Here is a 19,085-nt window from a genome sequence, read left to right on the forward strand (position 1 = left end):
AGTGATTATACTATGAGGAACGATCAAACCCGCTTGCGACAGGGGCGGTGCGAACTGGAAGATGGTCGGCGTGTCAAATACTTACTGCACAGACGACAGCGTGATCCGGTATATCTTGTTCGCTTTAAGGGACCGGACGGAAAGCGGAAAGAGATCAGCACCAAAGAGAGTGATGTGCGCAGGGCGCATAGTGCTGCCGTGAGAAAAATGTACCTAGAATTTGGCAATTATGAACCCGCAGCACCGGTCGAAGTGCCCCTGTTTTCCAAGCGACCTTTGGGATGGGACGATGCAACCACACTCTTGAGCCTCCTAATGCGTATGTCGGGACTCCAAAGCGGCACAATCGAAGGGTACACGATCGCTGTTCGGGCATTGAAAAGAGTGTTTCCCGAAACGCATGGGCCGGCTGAGATTACGAAAGAAATGGCAGAGATATTCCGCGATCGCCGAATAGCCGCTGGCTCGTCAGAGCGAACGGTTCAAAGCAATCTGATGACGCTTAGTTCAATCTATTCAAAATGGTGGGGCGGGAATTGTGGAATGCTGGACTCCGATCCATTTGCGGGCGTAAAGGTCCTAGTCGCGAATGGGGTTAGGCTTGACGAACCTAGTGTTACTAGGATGTAATCCTTACGTATCGTTACACGGACAGGTAACGGTAGAAGTTTGACAGTGTGCGAACGAGTTTTGTGGAGAATCGGCTTTAATCAAGGGCAGAATAGCCGTTGATTTTGTTATCTAGGCAGTGGAGAAAGTGGATTTTGTAAATCGCACGATGAATGGCACCTAACACGGCACCTAAAGGCACCTATTTATGACCATTTATAACCACTTATGACGATCTAACGCACGAAACGAAGCGACGTAAACTATTGGAAACAAACAACTTAGACAAAGATAGGTATTCTACCGGGTGGTGTAACGGTAACACTAGGGACTTTGGCTCCCTCATTCAAGGTTCGAATCCTTGCCCGGTAGCTTGAAAAGTAGGCAGTAGGCAGCAGGCGGTTAGAATTAAGACTACCGCCCTGCCCTCGATCGCTGCGCTAGGCGGTCGTGTAAATGGCCCGGCGTCCGCAAGCAGAGAAAGGCCGGTTCCGGCGTTTGGCATCTTGTGTCACACATTCCTGGGAGGGCCCTTCGATGTGGAAAAAGCTGCTGCTGGCGGGTATCGCAATTCTGCCGCTGGCCGGGTGCATTATTTCCGAAAATCCCTTGTCCGACCCGAAAGGGGCCAAAAGCGACAAGGCCCTGATCGGCGATTGGGTTTATCGGGACGCCAATGGTCAAAAGGGCTATCTGCACATTGGCGAGGGAGTCCTCGGCAAGCAGCTGGGGTGGATGGAAGTCATTAAAGTGAAGGGAAACTCGGAGTTTGATCCCACGCACAATTTCGCATTTCCCTCGGAGGTGGGCGACCACAAGTATTTCAACGTGGTGATGCTCAAATTTCCAGTGGACGATTACAAAGAGAAATCGGCCAGCGACATTCTGAAAGGCGTTTCTCAATACGCGGTTTTCAAGTACGAGGTTGATTCGAACGGGCTCACGATTTGGGAAGCAGATAAGAAGGTGTTAGATCAAGCGGTCAAAAAAGGGGAAATCAAAGGAGACGGCATCGTGTTGAAAGATACGACCGAAAACTTTCGCAAGTTTGTCGCTGCCCACGATGCCGAATTATTTAACTCCGACGACAAAACCCACTGCGAGAAACTAACAGAATAAAGACGTGGTCGGAGGCCAGTGGTGAGTGGACGGTTATCCGTGTCAGGAGTCAGACGCAACCAGAATCGTGGGCTCTGGGGCGAGAATTTCAGGATGAGATTCGCCACGGTTATCTTGCCAAACGATGGCCGCGTAGTGGCCGATTGCTTCGAGCCAGTCTGAATTGTTGACGGTAAGTGCCTCCTGCAATTGTGCCGGCAGGAGCACAATCAGCCGTTTGGCCCCCTTCATGCGCCCCGGCTGCACGCTGTAGAAGCAATCTAAATACGTCGGCTGTTTCAGGGCGGCTCGAAAGATGGTTTCACAGGTGGCGGGAGTGATGGAATGGGTGATTGGGTGAGAGGGTGATGAAGGGAAGGAGTGAGCCCGAGCAGCGGCAACTTCATGGCCGCTATCGCTGCCCGACCCCCCGGCAGAGCCGGGGGCTAAAACGATCTGCAGCGTGGTGAAGGGATTGTCGGCCAAGAGCTGTTCCACGAATTGGGCCGCGCGTTTTCGATGCCGGTAAAAATCGCTCGATTGCAACCAGAGGGTGAAGGCCTGCGTGCGAAGATGTGGAGGTGAGCAGATGATGAGGTGATCGGGTGATGAGGTAAATTCGTCGAGGTCGATGTGCCACGTATCAACGATTTCGCAATCCGCGCGACCATCGGTCACGGCTTGATGTAACATCGGCTCCGGCAGCGGGTCGAACTCCGTTTCAAATGCATCTTCGGCCTCGGCCATCAGGTCGTACATTTGCTCGGTCGAAAGTGTTGGTGTTTGCAGCACGTAATAGGGCGGGCGATCTTGATAGATCAAACCAAGTTGCTCGGCCTCCTGTCGAAACGAGGTGCCGGGCAGCACTGCCAGGTTGAACACTTGCACCTGGCTGTACAGGCCGCTGTTGTGAATGTACTCGATGCCACGGCGGACCGAATCGACCGTGTCGCCGGGCAGCCCGATGATTAAATCGACCTTCACCTTAATGCCCAAATCGAGCATGGCCCGGGCGCCGCGCTCGAAGGAACGCAAATTGTTGTGGCGATCCATCAGCTCCATCGCCAAGGGATCGATCGATTGCAGGCCGATTTCCACTTCGGTGAAGCCGGCCTCGTGCAACAGCGCCGCCACTTGCGGCGTAATGCCTTCAGCCCGTAATTCGCCGAAGTAGGTGAATTGCTGCCGGGGATTGCAGCGGGCCAGGAGCCGCAAAAAGTCGGGAAAGTTCCGCCGCTGGTTGAGCGTGGGGTCCAGCAGCACCACTTCCTTCGCGCCACGCCGCTGGGCGTGCTCCAAGTTGGCGACAATTTTTTCCTCACAGACAAAGTACAAATCGTCGTAGCTTTTCGGATAGTAACAAAACTTGCATTTGAAAATGCAGCCGCGAATGGTTTCCAGCAGCAGCATTTGCTCGTCGGCGGCGTCGAGAATGCCGGCCAAATACGGCGAGGAAATGTCGTTCAGGTGAGGCAGCGGCTGGCGAGGAAGAAATGGGGAATGCGGAGTGCGGGATGGGGAATATAAAGCCGCGACCGGTGGTCGCGGGGAATTGCAAATCAATCCAGCAATCGGAGCAGTCAGTTCGCCGGTATCAATGAGCGCCGTCAGCAGGTCAGCAAACGTTTGCTCTCCTTCGCCAATGGCCGCGTAATCGACCGCCGGATGATCCAGCACCCAGCGGTTATCGAGCGTGACTTCCGGCCCGCCAATCAGAATTCGCACTTGCGGTTGGCGCTCTTGAATGCGCTGGGCAATCCACAGTGTGCGTTCGATGTTCCACAAATAACACGTAAAGCCGATCATCCATGGGCGGCGGCTGAGAATAGCTTCCACCAGGCCTTGGTCGCCCAGTGTGTTCGCTTCCGCCGTGGGCAGCAAATCGATTTCGTAGTTCGATTCCAGCCCACGCCGCCGAGCATACATTTTCAAATAACCGGCCGCCAACGGCACATTGCCGCGAATCGGCTCCGGCCCGACCGGCGGAATGGGAAGCTGCACCAGGAGAATCGAACGCTTGGTCATTTTGAGAGGAACGAATTAGCCGCAAATGAACGGGAATGAACGCAAATCAAAAGAGCAAGCAGTGACCACAGATAAACACGGATGCACGTAGATCGAGAACAGAGATGTTTTAATCCTACACGAAATTAATTCGTCGGTAACAAATCGTTGATCTGTGTCCATCTGTGGCTACATTTTGTCGTGCTGAATTCGCGTTTATTTGCGTTCATTCGCGGCTGACGTTTGCCGTTTCAGTTGTCGCCAAAAATCGGCCAGGTCGGGCGGCAGCGCAGCCTGAAAGCGCAACCGTTTGCCCGTCACCGGATGCACAAACCCCAACTCAGCTGCATGGAGTGCCAGGCGCGGTGCGCCGCTGACATCTTCGCTGATCTTGCCGAATTTCGATTGGCGATAAACTTTTTCGCCGCAGACAGGGTGCCCCTGCTCCGAGAGGTGAATGCGAATTTGGTGCGTGCGACCAGTTTCCAAACGGCATTGAATCAGGGTGTAGGCGGCTTTCTCGCCCCGACACTCTCCCGGTAGGAGCGTGGGATGTTCCAGCGGCTGAACGTGCGTCACGGCCACCTTGCCCACGTTAGATTCCTCGGTGCTGCCGCGGCGGCCATCGCCCCGATCGCGCACTAAGTGGCTGCTAATGGTTTGGGCCTTGGCCACGCCTTCGACAATCGCCAAATAGCGCCGCTGAGTGGTGTGCTGGCGAAATTGCTGCGCCAGAATGCGCTCCGCGGCATGGGTGCGGGCAAACACAACCAGCCCGCTGGTGTCGCGATCGATGCGATGCACGGCCCGCACCGGCGGAGGCACGCCGCGCTTGCCGCGCCGGCCTTCGATCTGCGTGATGATTTGCGGCAATAATTCGTCCAGCGTAGGTTGAATTTGGCGACGCCGCTTGGCCCACTGCTGTTCTTCACGATGGCGGTTTGTGGTCATGCCCGAGGGTTTTTCCACGACGACAACGTGCGCATCAAGATATTGCACTTTCACATCGTCTGGCCGTGGTGGGGCGGCGGTTGGCTGCGAAAGGAGCTTGACCACTTCGTCGGATTTCAATCGCCGGCCGGCATCTACGCACAAATTTCCGCTGACCATGATCCGGCGAGATTCAATTACTTTTCGCACTTGTGACCACGACAGTTTCGGCAACCAGTGGCGCAAGGCGGCCCCCAGAGTTTGGTTTTCCAACTCCGGCGTGAGATGAAAAAGCTGCGCGGCAGATTTCGGTTGGGTGCGTCCCATGACGGCCGGTGCGGAAGGAACGTAACGCGCCGCTGGGCGAAATGCTTGGCGGCAAGTGAATTTATCATTCTAACCGCTGCCGGGCTGGTTGTATTCAGGCAGCACGCAGCGGCGGCATTGGTCTATGCGGTTCTTTAGTTCACGGCGATAAGCTGTGCGGATTACAGGCCCCAATTGACGCATTTCGCTACAATTGATAGCATGAAGCGCTTGCCACGTGGAGTGTTTCCACCGTGGCACAAGTCATTACTTGAACCGCCCGAATGCCCAACGCCGGACGCGGAACGTAGATCGTTCCGACTGGATTTTCCAGCCAGAGCCGGTGTGCCACGCCACAGGAGAACGGTTTGTCTACGGTCACTGCTAAACCCAATGTTTCAGCCAAGGAGTTGGTTGAAGCCGGAGTTCACTTCGGCCATCGAGCCAGCCGTTGGAACCCCAAAATGCGGCCCTACATTTACGGCCGCCGAAATCTGATTCACATTATTGACGTCAAGGAAACCATCCGCGGATTGTTGCGGGCGAAAAAATATCTGAAGCAGGTTTCCGCAGGCGGCAGCCTGATTTTATTCGTGGGCACCAAGCGCCAGGCTTCGGAGCCCATTGAGCGCGAAGCCGTGCGTTGCAACCAACCCCGGGTCAGCGATCGCTGGCTGGGAGGCACGCTCACCAACTTCCGCACCATCCGCAATCGGCTGAGCCGGTTGGAAGAGCTGGAAGGGCTGATTAAATCGGAGCAGTTCGACACGTACTCCAAGAAAATGCAATCGGCGCTGAAGCGCGAGTTTCGGAAAATGTTCCGCAACTTAAACGGCATGCGGACCATGAATCGCTTGCCCGAATGCATGGTGATTATTGACCCCAAGAAAGAACACAACGCCGTGCGCGAAGCCAACAAGTTGGGCATTACGACGCTGGCGCTGATCGATACGGATTGTGATCCGGATAAGATTGATTTGCCCATTCCCGGCAACGATGACAGCATTCGGTCGATCGAAATTGTGCTCCAGCAACTGGCCGACGCCGTGCTGGAAGGAAAGACCGCCGCTGCCACGCAAAAGCAGCAAAAGCAGGAAGGCATGATGGCGGCCGCCAGCGTCGGCGGATCAGAACCAGAAGAAGAATAGCGCTACCGCCGCCCACGGCGAAGCGCCGTTTTCTTGCGCGAATTATCCTTTCCATACGCTGCAGGGAGTTGAAGATGCCCGAAGTTTCCGCCGCCGCCGTCAAGGCGCTTCGCGATAAAACGAACTTGCCGATGATGGAGTGCAAGAAAGCCCTGGAGTTTTCCGGCGGCGACGAAAACGCGGCCGTCGATTGGTTGCGCAAGCAAGGCAAGAAGACCATGGAATCGCGTTCCGGTCGGGAAACTTCGTCCGGCCGCATTGCCCAATACATTGATGCGGGAAAAAAAGTCGCCGCCATGATCGAGCTGCGGTGCGAAAGCGCGCCAGTGGCCAACAATGAGGAATTTTTGGCTCTGGCGAGCGGCTTGGCCCAGCAACTGGCCACCGGTCCCGGCGCCAAAACGCCGGAAGATTTATGGAAGCAACCCTCGCCCAACATGCCGGGCAAAACGCTGGCCGAGCAAAAGGACGAGCTGGCCAACAAAATCCGCGAAGTGTTCAACCTGGCCCGCATTGTCCGGTTCGACGGCCCCAGCGGCGGCTATGTGCACCACAACGGCGCCAGCGGCGTGCTAATGGAAGTGGAAGGGGGCACTCCGGAAGTCATCAAAGATATTGCCATGCACACGGCGGCCATGCGTCCGCAAGCCGTCACCAAGGAGGAGCTTGATCCGGTCGTGGTTGCCAAAGAACGGGAAATTCTGGCTGAGGCAGCCCGCCAGGAAGGCAAGCCGGAAAATATCATCGAAAAAATGGTGGAAGGCCGGTTGCGCAACTTCTACAGTGAGCGAGTGCTCTTGGAGCAGCCGTTTGTGAAGGACGACAAAAAAACAGTCGGCCAACTGGCCAAGGAAGCTAAGTTAACGATCAAACGCTTAGTGCACTGGGAGTTGGGAAAGTGATGTAGGATGCAGGATTTATGAGGTAGGATTACCAAAGTGCCGCAGTTTTCAGCGCCGGCCGCCATCCTAATTCATCAAGCGAATCCCTATGAGTTCCGATCCATCATCTCCTACCTTCCGCCGTGTGGTGCTTAAGCTTTCGGGCGAAACATTTTGCCATGCTCGGGAACGGGGCATCAGCATGGACGAAGTGATTCACACCGCCCGGCAAACCTACCAAGCGGCGCAGCGAGGCGTCGAAATTGCCATTGTCATCGGCGGCGGCAACATTTTGCGCGGCGCGCAATTCACCGCCGCGGCCGGCGAAAGCATTCAGGAAGCCACGGCCCACTACATGGGCATGCTGGCCACGGTAATCAACGGGCTGGCGCTGCAAGATGCGCTGGAAAGTTTGGGAGCCGAAACACGGCTGCTGTCGGCGGTGCGCATGGATGGCGTGGCGGAGCCGTACATTCGTCGCCGGGCTCGCCGCCATTTGGAAAAAGGGCGCATCGTCATTCTGGCCGCCGGCACCGGCAGCCCGTTTGTAACCACCGATACCGCCGCCGCCCAACGGGCCCTGGAAATGGGAGCCGACGTGCTGCTGAAGGCCACCCGGGTAGACGGCGTGTACAGCGACGATCCGGAAAAAAACCCACACGCCCTGCTGTACCGCGAATTAAGTTATTCCCAGGTGCGCGATCAAAATTTGCGGGTGATGGATCCCACCGCCATTGCCCAGTGCATGGAGCACAACATGCCCATCGTGGTGTTCAACTTCAAGAAGGAAGGGAACATCGAACGGGCCGTGCGCGGCGAGCGGGTGGGCACCATCATTTCCAGCCAGCGCGGTGAACAAGTGGCAAAGTAAAGGGTCCAAGGGGCGAGGGACGAGAGATCAGAGTAAACGAGTAAGATTATCCAGTGGAGTTATCGCCTCGGCATGTCTACGGAAGAAATTATCTTTGACGTCGAAGAACGGATGGAAAAAGCCGCCGGCGTGTTCAAGCACGCGCTCACCGGGGTTCGCACCGGCCGGGCCAATCCGGGGCTGGTCGATTCGCTGCGCGTGGAAGTTTACGGCGCGCCGGTGGTGCTGAAATCGGTGGCGCAGGTGGGAGCGCCGGAGCCGACGCAAATTGTCATCCGGCCGTTTGACCCGGGCACCATTAAAGATATTGAAAAATCCATTCGAGCCAGCGATTTGGGGTTTAATCCATCGAACGACGGTCGCGTGATTCGCATTGCCATCCCGCCGCTATCGACCGATGTGCGCCGCAAGCTTGTCAGCCGCATTAAGGAAATGGGAGAAGAAGCCCGGGTTTCCATCCGCAACGTGCGGCGTGACGGCAACAAGGCGGCCGACGATGCCGAAAAAGAGAAAACCCTGACCGAAGACGAGTGCAAGCAAGCTAAGGACCAAATTCAAGAGTTGACCAAACAGTATGAAAACAAGGTCAACGACTTGGCCAAGGCCAAAGAAACCGAAGTGATGGAGCAGTAACGCGGCGACGATATGATAGGTCATGAAAACGATCGAGCTATCTCAGATCGCCGCGATTGCCCCGCACGTCAGTTCGGGAAGCCAGGAACCGGTCATTGTGCTGCAGGATGGTCATACTGTTGCCGCTATTGTTCCCGCGAATGAGGAAGATGTCGAAAACTTAATGCTGAGCGTGAACTCTGAGTTTCAATCGATTTTGGAACGTTCACAACGACGGTTGGAATCAGAGGGCCCTCTGACCAGCAAAGAAGTTCGCAGTCGGTTGGGTTTGCCTTCCTCGTCGCCGGATAAATAGCAAGCTATTTTTGGCCGATGACGGCAATCTTGGTTGTCCGTTTTTATCTCTCACCGCAGCTTCTCTTGTTGCCGCGGCATCTGTCGCTTAAAGTTCTCGCCCCGAATGCGCTTGGGAAATTGAGAACTCACGGACAGGGCCATGAAAAAACGGCGGAAAACTGGGCCAATGGCATCTCGCCCCATCTCGGCGGCTCCAGCTCAGTGGAGTTTGCGCGACTGGGTGCCGCTGCGTATTAACTTAGAGTGGCGTATCTGGCTGCCAGCGCTGCTGCTGGTGGCGATGGTGTGCGTAGCTTACCTGCCGGCGCTGCGCGGCAGCGATGTGCTGGATGACGACGTGTACGTTACCGGCAATTCGGCACTGCGCTCTGCCGCTGGGCTGCGGCGCATTTGGTTTGAAATTGGCTCCATGCCCGACTATTACACGCTGGTCTATTCCTCGTTTTGGGTGGAATATCATTTGTGGGGTCTTTCGCCGTTGGGGTATCACGCGATGAACATTGCCTTGCATGCGCTATGTGCGGTTTTGCTGTGGCGGCTGCTTGTTCGATTGCGCGTGCCCGGCGGCTGGCTGGCAGCGGCGATTTTTGCGGTGCATCCGGTGTGCGTGGAATCGGTCGCTTGGATTACCGAGCGAAAAAACACGCTCTCGATGTTTTTCGCGCTGGCTTCGATGTTGTGCTATCTGCGGTTTGCGCCCATCGAAGCTTCGAGCAATGGGACGCCAACGAAAACTGCCCGGCGATGGCAATATGCGGCAGCGCTTTTGCTGTTTGCGTTGGCACTGCTCAGTAAGACGCAGGTCGTAGCATTGCCGGCCGTGCTATTGGTGATTTATTGGTGGAAACAGGGGAGCATTGGCTGGCGCACCATCAAGCCGCTAACGCCGTTTTTCGCGCTGGGGCTGGCGCTGGCGGCGGTCACCCTCTGGATTGAAACAGCGTACAACGGAGCGGGAAGCGCCGATTGGGCGCCGGCGCTGGGGAAACGGTTTATAATTGCCGGCCGGGCCGTGTGGTTCTATGCCGGCAAACTATTTTGGCCGCAGCCGCTAGCGTTTATTTATCCGCGGTGGACGGTTGATTCGGCATCCCTGTGGCAGTGGATGTTGCCGCTGGCGGTGCTGCTGGTGACAGCCGCGCTGTGGCTGGCGCGGCGAAAAATTGGCCGGGGGCCGCTGGCGGGGACGCTCATTTTTGTCGGGCTATTATTTCCCGTGTTGGGGGTTTTTAACGTCTGCTTCCAACGGTTCTCGTTTGTCGCCGATCACTTCCAGTATCACGCAGCGGCGGCATTCATCGCACTGATGACGGCAATCGCGTGGAAAGTTGCCTCGCTATGGAAAGAAAGCTTCGCTCGCCGTGCAGCCGGAGGCATAGCGGCGGCAATCTTGGCGATGTTGATGTTATTGTCATGGCAGCACAGCCGGCTGTTTGCCAACGCCGACACTCTTTACCGCGACACCCTGGCAAAAAATCCCGATTGTTGGCTCGCCCACAACAACCTGGGCAACGCCCTGCAGCAGGCTGGCCACTTGGACGAGGCAATGGCCGAATATCAGGCGGCGCTCCGGCTGAAAGCTAATTATCCCGAGGCGCTGGTGAATTTGGGAACGGCACTGGTGGAAAGCAACCGCATCGAGCAAGCGATTGCGCAATACCAACAAGCGATCGATCTGAAGCCCGAATATGCGCAGGCCCATAATTATTTGGGAGTGGCCCTGGCCAAATCGGGCCAGCCGCAGTCCGCGGTAGAGCAATATCAGTTGGCACTTCAGCTCAATCCCAATGATGCCGACGCCCACAACAACTGGGGCACCTTGCTTCTGGAACATGGACAACGCCGGGCGGCAACACAGCATTTTCAAGCGGCGCTGGCGCTGAACCCCGACGACGCAGAAGCGCACAGCAATTTGGGAAGCGCGCTACACCAATCGGGCCGAAATCGCGAAGCCGTGGAAGAGCTTGTCGAAGCCTTGCGGTTAAACCCTAACTTGGCCCAAGCACATAACATTCTCGGCGCCGCATTGATGGGCCTGGGGCGAACCGAACCGGCAATGGATCAATATCGAACTGCCGTGCGGCTGACGCCACATGATGCAGAAGCACAATTCAATCTAGGAATCGCCTTATTGGGCACGCGCCGCCCGCAAGAGGCGGTGGAGCACTTTCAGGAAGTGCTTCGTCAAACGCCGCACGACTTGGTGTGTGCCTTGAACCTGGCCATTGCGTATGCGCAATCCCATCAACACGATCTGGCCGTGCAAGCCGCCCAAGCGGCCGAAGAAATCGCCCGTTCGACCGGGGAGAAATCTCAGGCGGAGCAAATTCAAACCTGGCTGAAGACCTACGAAGCTAGCACTCTGGACCGAAATGCCGTGCAACAGGCTGCGTTTGAGACCCCGATGCAGCGGTAAGTTACGTTGGGATTCCTAAAGGCATCGCTGATTCTCAGGAAAGCTCGGCGGGCCGGGGAATTTGGCGGGAAAACGCCGCCTGCGTGAGCGGACCAAATTCTCTTGACCTCTGCCCCGCATCCGCCCTATAGTTCCGTCCTCACAGCAGGCGGCGGTATTGGCGGAGCACAAGTGAGGTGCTTCGCTGCCATCCTTTCCAGGAGGGAAGGGATCGCGATCCGCCTGCCTGGACCGACCCAGTTCTCAAACGGTTTATGGAGAAACCGTCATGACACGCAAGGATGCAACCCCGGAATTGCGCCGGGGAAAGTGGAAGCGTCGCTTTCTGGTGGCCAGCAGCTCGATTGCCGTGGTGACCGTTTGCGTTTTGATTCGCGCTATTGGCGGACGCGAGCAAGCCGGCGCGCAATCTCCCACCGGCCGCAGCACCATCAATCTTGGTTCCCGTTCCGCGAATGCCACATCTTCCGGCAGTGGCCCTACGGCGCATAGCTCGGCCCCCGCGCCAGGCAATCCTGGAGCCACGCAAGACGCCAACGCCACTTCGTCGCAACAGCAAACCGTGGCCGTGGTGAACAGCGAGGAAATTCATCGCCAGGAATTGGCCCAGCAGTGCCTTTCGCAATACGGCAAGGAAGTGCTGGAAACGGTGATGAACAAATACTTGATTCTCACCTATTGCGAAAAGCAAGGCATTAAAATTAGCAAGCAAGATGTCGACGAGGAAATTGCCCGCATGGCCAAGCAGTTTTCCATTCCCGTCGATCAATGGCTGCAAATGCTCAAGCAGGAGCGGGGCATTAAGCCGGAGCAATACGCCGACGACATTATCATGCCCACGCTGGCCCTGCGAAAATTAGCGGCCTCGCGCATTGAACCCACCGAGCAAGAACTGGATGACGCCTTCGAGGCGGAATACGGCACGGCCGTAAAAGCCCGGCTGATTGTGCTCGACAAGGCCGACAAAGCCCGCGACGTGCAGGCCCGGGCCGCCGCCAACCCCGCCGATTTTGAAATGCTGGCCCGCAAATACAGCATCGACAGCAACAGCGCCAGCGTAGGCGGGCTGATCCAGCCGATTCGCAAGCACATTGGCGACCCGCAAGTGGAAGCAACGGCCTTCAAAATGAAGGAAGGAGAAGTTTCGCCGGTGATTGAAGTCCACAATCAATTCGTCATTCTCAAGTGCGAAGGGCAAACCGCTCCGTCAGGATTCCAAAAAGAACAAGTGATGGCGCGATTGAAGGAATTTGTACGCGATCGGAAGCTACGCTCCGTGGCCAGCGAAGTGTTCAAAAAGCTGCAAAATGAATCGCAAGTGGTGAACGTGTACAACGATCCCCAAAAGCGGACGCAAATGCCCGGCGTGGCCGCCACCATTAACGGCAAGGCCATTACCATTCGCGAACTGGCGGAAGCGTGCATCGATCGCCACGGCGACCAGGTGCTGGAAGTAATGATTCACCGTAAATTGCTGGAACAGGAGCTCAAGCGAAAGCACATTAACGTCACCCAGCAGGAGCTCGATGCGGAAATTGGCCGAGCGGCTGTCTCCGCCGGCAAATTGAAAACCGACGGCAAGCCCGATGTCGACGCCTGGCTGAAAATGATTACTGACGGCGGTCTGACCATGGACAAATACATGCACGATGCCGTGTGGCCCAGCACGGCACTGAAGCTCATCGTGGGCGACGTGAAAGTTACGGACGACGACATCGATCGGGGCTATGACGCCAATTACGGGAAGAAAGCGCAGGTGCGGGCCATTGTGCTCGATACGCAGCGTCGGGCCCAGGAAGTATGGCAGAAAGCGCGCGATAACCCGTCGGTCGATTTCTTCGGCAAGCTGGCGGAGCAGTATTCCATCGAACCGGCCAGCCGCGCCAACGAAGGACGCGTGCCCCCCATCCGCCGCTACGGCGGCCAGCCCGATTTGGAGCGCGAAGCATTCAATCTGAAGCCGGGAGAAATCTCCGGCATTGTGCAAGTGACCGATAAGTTCGTCATTTTGTACTTGGAAGATTTCACCAAGCCCGTTCAGGTGCGCAAAGACGAAGTGAAAAGCCTGATTTACGAAGACGTGCACGAGAAGAAGTTGCGGCTGAAAATGTCGAGCGAGTTCGACCGCTTGAAGGACGAAGCGAATATCGACAACTACCTGGCCGGCACCTCGCACTCGCCGCAGCGCAATGAGGCCAAGGCCGGTGCCCGCGGAAGTGGCATTTCGTCCACCGGACCCGCTTCGCCCGACAAGTTGGGCCTGACTGGTCCCGGCGGCCGCTCCATCACTGACGATGCTACCGTTCCGGCGGCTTACGAAACCACGGGCTTGATGCCGCGCACTCCGCCGACCACCCAAACCGCGTCGCCGTCCAATTCACGATCGAATTCCGGCTCACCGCCCGATTCCGATCAGCCGCGATCGGGCTCCGTCTACAATTCGTCGGGCACAACGCGATAAAGTAGTGGCATTGCGCCACGCGGGTTATGCCGATTCCTGTTGCACAACGGCGTGCAATTGCTGGCGATCGACTTTGCCGGTCGAGTTGAGAGGCAATTGCGCCACTACGTGGATTCGCTCCGGCACTTTGTAAGCGGCAATTCGCTCGGCAACAAATTGCCGCAACTCCGCTTCCGTGGGCTTTACCGAGGCATCGTCGCGGAGCTGAACGTAGGCAATTACAATTTGCCCGAAATGGGCATCCTGCTTGCCGACCACGCCGCTCAGATGCACCGCATGGTGCGAATCGAGCACGCTTTCAATTTCCATGGGCGAAATGTTCGAGCCGGCGCGAATGATAATTTCTTTTTTCCGGCCCACAAACCAGAAGTAACCGTCGGCATCGCGCCGCGCCAAATCGCCGGTGTAAAGCCAGCCGTCGCGAATTGCGGCAGCCGTAGCAGCCGGATCGTTCCAATAACCTAGCAGCATGGACGGAGTTTGCACAATCAGCTCGCCCGGTTGATCGGGGGGCAAATCATTCCCTTGGACATCGACAATGCGGCCTTGCGTTTGGTCGACCGGCTTGCCAAACGAGCCGAACCGCTTGGCGCCGAACGGCGGATTGGTAAATGTGGTGACCGCCTCGGTCATGCCGTACAACTCCGTGACCTCAAAACCGGTCAACTTCTTAAACCGTTGTTGCAATTCGATGGGCACTACATCGCCGCCGGCCGTGCACACGCGCCAGCTTTGCAATTGGGCGCCGGGCTTGTGCTCCAGGTATTCCACAATGTCCTCCAAACTTGCCGGCAACATTTGGGTGCGGGTGACCCCGTAGGTTTCAATGGCCGCCACGAATTCGTCTGGCTGGGGCACATGAGTGAGCACACAAGTTCCGCCCGACCACAGGCTGGGCAACAGTTGCCCGCCAAAGGCCGCACAATGGCAGGCGGCCGTGGAAACCAGGTGCACGTCATCCGGGGTTAAGGCAAAGCTGTGCGTCTGGATGGCGCAGTTATTCCAAATGGACTGATACGAATGCGTCACGCCTTTTGGCTTCGCCGTGCTGCCGGAGGTATAGAGAATGGTGGCCGGTTGATTGTCGCCGCTGGGTTGTGGCGCATTTGCGGAGGCGGAACTATTCAGGAGCGTTTCGAATGGCAGGAACGGTAGATTCTTTGCCCCGCCGATGACATAACCTCGCGAAATTCCCATTCCGGCCAGCGGTAGCGAATCCACTTCGTCCAGAAGCTTTTCGTGAACGATGAGCGTCGTGGCGCCGCAATGCGCGAGCGCATATTCAGCTTCCTCTGGGCGGTAGCGGTAGTTCAGCGGAACCGCAATCGCTCCGATTTTGAAAATGCCGAAATAGCCCAGCACCAGTTCGATGCAATTGGGCGTGAACATTGCCACGCGGTCGCCTGTCTGCACGCCGGCGGCAGATAAAGCGGCGGCAATGCGTCCGGTGGCATCATCCAGCTCGCGAAATGTCCACGACCGTCCGGCAAACCACAAGGCAGCCTTATTAGGCCAGCGGCGCTCGGAATCGCGCAGTAAAGTCGCCAAAGACATAAAATCCTCACTGAAATGACACGGCCGGTGTTCTTCCGCGAGTGGTGGGAAGCGGAATCCGAGTAGACTACCGTGTTACAATGGCTCTCACCAGTCTATATTTGAAGGGGTGCGCTTTGGCGCGCAGGCCTGCCCATTTCCATAAAAAGCATCGCTGGCGGTAACATTCGTAACCATGTCGCACGCAGAAGAAAAGCCCGAACCGGTTGACGATTTGCGGCCGTTTCAAATTCAATTGGCCGAGCGAATGAAGCGCTTGCCCGCTTATTTGTTCGCCCGGCTGAATCAACTGATGTACCAGAAGCGCCGGGCCGGCGACGACGTAGTTGACATGGGCATGGGAAATCCCACCGATCCGCCGGCTGATTTGATTATCGAAAAGTTGGCCGAAGCAGCGCACGATTCTAAGAATCATGGGTACAGTCCGTCGCTGGGAATCATGCAATTGCGGCGTGAAGTGGCCAGCCGGTATCTGAAAAAGTGGGGCGTTCGGCTGGACCCGGAAAGCGAATTAATTGTTACGCTGGGCTCCAAAGAAGGCTTCAGCCATTTGTGCCTGGCGCTCATTGGCCCCGGCGATACCGCCATTGTGCCGGCGCCGACGTATCCGGCCCACATGTACGCCGTGTCGCTGGCTTCCGGAAATGCCATTACGCTGGAAGTGGCCGACAGCGACAAATTCCTGTCGAACGTGGCTTACATTTGTCAGCACATCGAGCCGCGGCCGAAAATGGTGATTTTGAACTATCCGCACAATCCTTCGACGGTGACCATCGATCCCCCCTTTTATGTCGAAGCGGTCAAGCTGGCCCGCAAATATGGGTTCATTCTCATTAGCGATTTGGCATATGCCGATGTGTGTTTCGACGGTTATCAAGCGCCCAGCTTGTTGTCGGTGCCGGGCGCCAAAGAAGTGGCCGTGGAATTCACCACGATGAGCAAAGGCTTCAGCATGGCGGGCTGGCGAATTGGTTATTGCGCAGGCAATGCGGAAATTATTCGGGCGCTGGGCACCATTAAGGCGTACTACGATTACGGCATGTTTCGGCCCATGCAAATTGCCGCGATTATGGCGCTGCGGCATTGCGAATCGGCCGTGGAAGCGCAAGCGAAGGAATATCAACACCGGCGCGATGTGCTGTGCGAAGGGTTGAATCGCATCGGCTGGAATGTTACGCCGCCCCGGGCCAGCATGTTCGTGTGGGCGAAAATTCCCGAGCCCTGGGCAAAAATGGGATCGCTCGATTTCGCCATGAAGCTGCTGGAAGAGGCCGATGTGGTAGTCAGCCCCGGCGCCGGGTTCGGGCCGGCCGGCGAAGGCTATTTGCGGATGGCGCTCGTCGAAAACGACAACCGCATTCGGCAAGCGGTGCGAAACATTGGCCGCACTTTGGGCAGCGATCCCAAACCGGGTGGTTCTTCCCATCCGGCCTCTGTATCTGGCCGACAAACGCCGGCTCAGGCGTAACCTACACTTGTGCATGCAGTCGGAACAATTCCAACTTCATGCGCAAATTGAACAGCGGCACTGGTGGTTTGTCGCTCGGCGCCAAATTCTGCGCGAATTGGTTCGCACCATTGCGCCAAATTCAAAAGCGGCGACCGCGGAGCTTGCGGATCGAAAGGTTGTCGTCGATATCGGTTGCGGCACCGGCGCCAATTTGGCGGCGCTGGCGGAGGAATATCAGTGCGTGGGCATTGATACTTCGGCCGAGGCCATTAGTTTGGCCCGCCGGCGGTTTCCCGACATTTTTTTTGTGTGCGGATTTGCACCACAAGATGTGGCAGGATTTCTGCGCAAAGCAGCCGTCGTGATGCTGACCGATGTGCTGGAGCATGTGGCCGACGATCGCAAATTGCTGGCCAGCATTGTGGCCGCGTGTCCCGCCGGCGCCCAAATTTTGATTACCGTGCCGGCCGACATGCGGTTATGGAGCCCGCACGATGTGGCCTTTGGCCATTATCGCCGGTACGACGACCATTCGCTGGCCGCCGTCTGGGCTGGGCTGCCGGTAAAGCCGCGGTTAGTGTCGTATTTTAACCGTCGACTTTATCCGCTGGTTCGCGCCGTTCGGGCGGTGAATCACTGGCGCGGGCGGAGCTCCGGAGAAGCAAATACGGATTTTGCGCTGCCGGCGGCGCCAATCAATTCCATGCTGGAAAAGTACTTCGCAGGTGAGGCGCGACGATTGCTCCGCTCCATCGACCGTCCGTCGGCCGGTTATCGCCGCGGCGTGAGTCTGATTGCCATTTTGGAACGCGAAAATGTCCCGCTGCCCGCCGCAAAACCGGTAAATTTACTCGCTTTGGGCGGCAGTCCCATTGAGCTGGCGGCATCTACAATTCCGACGCCTATCGCTTTATAATGTGCAACGGCGTGTGTGCCGTTTGGCGTGCGCGCAAAAAAAGAGGGTTCTTGCTCGCCGGGACAAGAACCCTCCAAATTGGCTGTCCGCATTTGAATTGGATTCAAATGTGGAGACCCACAGCCGTAACATGCGTATCGGGCCGCCGTGCTCCCTGACTTTAAGGGGGCCGGCCGACGCCCGCGTGAAGCGCACAATCTGACCAACCGGCAACGGCCCAGTGACAAACGACTGAACGCGAACGACAAATGACTGCCGAAATTCAAATTCGAATGCAGACTCCAACACGAAATGAATAATCCAAAAATCGCTAAACTCGCGCTGGAAGACGGCACGGTTTTTACTGGAACTGCCTTTGGGGCAATGGGTGAGGTCGATGGCGAAGTGTGCTTTAACACTTCGATGACCGGCTACCAGGAAATTTTGACCGATCCGAGTTATCGCGGGCAAATTGTCTGCATGACGTACCCGGAAATCGGCAACTATGGCGTAAATACTGAGGATCTGGAAAGCCCTAAACCCCAATTGGCCGGCTATGTGGTGCGTGAGTGGAGCCGACGGGAAAGCAATTTCCGCTCCTCCGGCCGCCTGGATGAATATTTGCAGCGGCACGGCATTCCCGGCCTTGCCGAAATTGACACCCGGGCTTTGGTTCGCCGGCTGCGGTCAGGCGGGGCAATGAAGGGAATCCTTTCCAACCGCGATTTGGACGACGCCAGCCTTGTGGCGAAGGCGAAAGCCAGCCCTGGCTTGGTCGGCCGCGATTTGGTGCGCGAAGTCATTCCCGATCAACCGCGCACCTGGAACGAAAAGCTGCACGAGCTGGCGCGGCAAAAATTCGCCACCGGTTCGGGCAATCATTCCCAGGGCGCCATCGGCAGCAATGGAACGCCCGTTGCGGTCGCCTCACCGGACATCGATTTGCATGTCATCGCGCTGGATTACGGCATGAAGTGGAATATCTTACGGCATTTGGCCGACATAGGTTGCCGTGTCACGGTTTTGCCCGGCACGGCGACGGCCGACGATGTTCTGGCCCACAAGCCGGCCGGCGTGTTTTTATCGAACGGACCTGGCGACCCGGAGCCGCTGGAATATGCCACGACGACCATTCGCGGCATCCTGGGGCGCGTGCCGGTGTTCGGCATTTGCTTGGGGCATCAATTGCTGTCGCTGGCCTGCGGCGCAAAAACATTCAAGCTGAAGTTCGGACACCGTGGAGCGAATCAGCCGGTGCAAAACTTGAGCACCGGCAAGGTGGAAATTACATCGCAAAACCACGGCTTTGCTGTCGCCGAAAAGACGCTGCCAGCCGAGTTGGAGATTACGCATCGCAACCTGAACGACAACACCATCGAGGGCCTCCGGCACCGCTCGCTACCGGCCTTCTGCGTGCAATATCACCCGGAAGCTTCGGCCGGCCCGCACGATAGCGCGTATTTGTTCGACTACTTCAAGCACTTGATGCTGAACGGCAAATGAGCAATGACCAAAACCCAATGACCAACAAA

At 56.9% G+C, this 19,085-nt stretch carries 15 protein-coding genes and 1 tRNA gene; 13 read left to right on the top strand and 3 right to left on the bottom strand.

Annotated elements, in window-relative coordinates; translation table 11 throughout:
* The 3 genes from VFE46_07275 to VFE46_07285 all read left to right on the top strand — a co-directional run.
* A partial coding sequence (locus tag VFE46_07275; GenBank protein HZZ27796.1) for a hypothetical protein occupies nt 1-630 on the top strand: 630 nt, incomplete at its 5' end.
* A gap of 280 nt (nt 631-910) precedes the next feature.
* Nucleotides 911-981, top strand: a tRNA-Gln gene (locus tag VFE46_07280).
* A 165-nt stretch (nt 982-1,146) separates the two neighbouring features.
* Nucleotides 1,147-1,728 carry a hypothetical protein gene (locus VFE46_07285; GenBank protein ID HZZ27797.1) on the top strand — a complete coding sequence of 194 codons (582 nt, stop codon included), beginning with the start codon at nt 1,147-1,149 and terminating at the stop codon, nt 1,726-1,728.
* Nucleotides 1,729-1,770: 42 nt separating this feature from the next.
* Here the strand turns inward: VFE46_07285 and VFE46_07290 are convergent, their stop codons facing one another.
* Nucleotides 1,771-3,732 (bottom strand): radical SAM protein, encoded by a 1,962-nt coding sequence (locus VFE46_07290; GenBank protein HZZ27798.1) that lies wholly within the window; start codon nt 3,730-3,732, stop codon nt 1,771-1,773.
* A 195-nt stretch (nt 3,733-3,927) separates the two neighbouring features.
* Nucleotides 3,928-4,968 carry an RluA family pseudouridine synthase gene (locus VFE46_07295; GenBank protein ID HZZ27799.1) on the bottom strand — a complete coding sequence of 347 codons (1,041 nt, stop codon included), beginning with the start codon at nt 4,966-4,968 and terminating at the stop codon, nt 3,928-3,930.
* A gap of 347 nt (nt 4,969-5,315) precedes the next feature.
* Here VFE46_07295 and rpsB point away from each other — a divergent pair, with 347 nt between their 5' ends.
* From rpsB to VFE46_07330, 7 genes are all read left to right on the top strand, one after another.
* On the top strand, nt 5,316-6,095 hold the full coding sequence (gene rpsB / locus VFE46_07300; protein HZZ27800.1) for a 30S ribosomal protein S2: 780 nt from the start codon (nt 5,316-5,318) through the stop codon (nt 6,093-6,095).
* A gap of 74 nt (nt 6,096-6,169) precedes the next feature.
* Complete coding sequence (gene tsf / locus VFE46_07305; GenBank protein HZZ27801.1) at nt 6,170-6,997, top strand: translation elongation factor Ts; 828 nt, start codon at nt 6,170-6,172, stop codon at nt 6,995-6,997.
* 88 nt (nt 6,998-7,085) lie between these two features.
* Entirely contained in the window at nt 7,086-7,847 is a 762-nt protein-coding gene (gene pyrH, locus VFE46_07310) for a UMP kinase (protein HZZ27802.1), read from the top strand.
* Between the two features lie 72 nt (nt 7,848-7,919).
* Nucleotides 7,920-8,480 carry a ribosome recycling factor gene (frr, locus tag VFE46_07315; protein ID HZZ27803.1) on the top strand — a complete coding sequence of 187 codons (561 nt, stop codon included), beginning with the start codon at nt 7,920-7,922 and terminating at the stop codon, nt 8,478-8,480.
* Between the two features lie 22 nt (nt 8,481-8,502).
* Nucleotides 8,503-8,775, top strand: coding sequence for a hypothetical protein (locus VFE46_07320; GenBank protein ID HZZ27804.1), 273 nt, complete (start codon nt 8,503-8,505; stop codon nt 8,773-8,775).
* 168 nt (nt 8,776-8,943) lie between these two features.
* Entirely contained in the window at nt 8,944-11,193 is a 2,250-nt protein-coding gene (locus tag VFE46_07325; protein ID HZZ27805.1) for a tetratricopeptide repeat protein, read from the top strand.
* A gap of 268 nt (nt 11,194-11,461) precedes the next feature.
* Complete coding sequence (locus VFE46_07330) at nt 11,462-13,654, top strand: peptidylprolyl isomerase (protein ID HZZ27806.1); 2,193 nt, start codon at nt 11,462-11,464, stop codon at nt 13,652-13,654.
* A gap of 24 nt (nt 13,655-13,678) precedes the next feature.
* Here VFE46_07330 and VFE46_07335 read toward each other — a convergent pair whose 3' ends face one another.
* Nucleotides 13,679-15,208: a class I adenylate-forming enzyme family protein gene (locus VFE46_07335; protein ID HZZ27807.1), complete on the bottom strand. Its 1,530-nt coding sequence runs from the start codon at nt 15,206-15,208 to the stop codon at nt 13,679-13,681.
* Nucleotides 15,209-15,383: 175 nt separating this feature from the next.
* Here VFE46_07335 and VFE46_07340 point away from each other — a divergent pair, with 175 nt between their 5' ends.
* From VFE46_07340 to carA, 3 genes are all read left to right on the top strand, one after another.
* Nucleotides 15,384-16,676 carry an aminotransferase class I/II-fold pyridoxal phosphate-dependent enzyme gene (locus VFE46_07340; GenBank protein HZZ27808.1) on the top strand — a complete coding sequence of 431 codons (1,293 nt, stop codon included), beginning with the start codon at nt 15,384-15,386 and terminating at the stop codon, nt 16,674-16,676.
* Nucleotides 16,677-16,689: 13 nt separating this feature from the next.
* Nucleotides 16,690-17,574 carry a class I SAM-dependent methyltransferase gene (locus tag VFE46_07345; protein HZZ27809.1) on the top strand — a complete coding sequence of 295 codons (885 nt, stop codon included), beginning with the start codon at nt 16,690-16,692 and terminating at the stop codon, nt 17,572-17,574.
* A 291-nt stretch (nt 17,575-17,865) separates the two neighbouring features.
* Nucleotides 17,866-19,056, top strand: coding sequence for a glutamine-hydrolyzing carbamoyl-phosphate synthase small subunit (gene carA / locus VFE46_07350; protein ID HZZ27810.1), 1,191 nt, complete (start codon nt 17,866-17,868; stop codon nt 19,054-19,056).
* The last annotated feature ends 29 nt before the right edge of the window (nt 19,057-19,085 follow it).

The sequence above is a fragment of the Pirellulales bacterium genome (assembly GCA_035656635.1).
Classification (GTDB): Bacteria; Planctomycetota; Planctomycetia; order Pirellulales; family JADZDJ01; genus DATJYL01.

What these genes read in the sequence shown, in the direction of transcription:
- VFE46_07285 (HZZ27797.1), top strand. Translation starts at nt 1,147, where the DNA reads ATGTGGAAAAAGCTGCTGCTGGCGGGTATCGCAATTCTGCCGCTGGCC.
- VFE46_07290 (HZZ27798.1), bottom strand. Translation starts at nt 3,732, where the DNA reads ATGACCAAGCGTTCGATTCTCCTGGTGCAGCTTCCCATTCCGCCGGTC.
- VFE46_07295 (HZZ27799.1), bottom strand. Translation starts at nt 4,968, where the DNA reads ATGGGACGCACCCAACCGAAATCTGCCGCGCAGCTTTTTCATCTCACG.
- tsf (HZZ27801.1), top strand. Translation starts at nt 6,170, where the DNA reads ATGCCCGAAGTTTCCGCCGCCGCCGTCAAGGCGCTTCGCGATAAAACG.
- pyrH (HZZ27802.1), top strand. Translation starts at nt 7,086, where the DNA reads ATGAGTTCCGATCCATCATCTCCTACCTTCCGCCGTGTGGTGCTTAAG.
- frr (HZZ27803.1), top strand. Translation starts at nt 7,920, where the DNA reads ATGTCTACGGAAGAAATTATCTTTGACGTCGAAGAACGGATGGAAAAA.
- VFE46_07320 (HZZ27804.1), top strand. Translation starts at nt 8,503, where the DNA reads ATGAAAACGATCGAGCTATCTCAGATCGCCGCGATTGCCCCGCACGTC.
- VFE46_07325 (HZZ27805.1), top strand. Translation starts at nt 8,944, where the DNA reads ATGGCATCTCGCCCCATCTCGGCGGCTCCAGCTCAGTGGAGTTTGCGC.
- VFE46_07330 (HZZ27806.1), top strand. Translation starts at nt 11,462, where the DNA reads ATGACACGCAAGGATGCAACCCCGGAATTGCGCCGGGGAAAGTGGAAG.
- VFE46_07335 (HZZ27807.1), bottom strand. Translation starts at nt 15,208, where the DNA reads ATGTCTTTGGCGACTTTACTGCGCGATTCCGAGCGCCGCTGGCCTAAT.
- VFE46_07340 (HZZ27808.1), top strand. Translation starts at nt 15,384, where the DNA reads ATGTCGCACGCAGAAGAAAAGCCCGAACCGGTTGACGATTTGCGGCCG.
- VFE46_07345 (HZZ27809.1), top strand. Translation starts at nt 16,690, where the DNA reads ATGCAGTCGGAACAATTCCAACTTCATGCGCAAATTGAACAGCGGCAC.
- carA (HZZ27810.1), top strand. Translation starts at nt 17,866, where the DNA reads ATGAATAATCCAAAAATCGCTAAACTCGCGCTGGAAGACGGCACGGTT.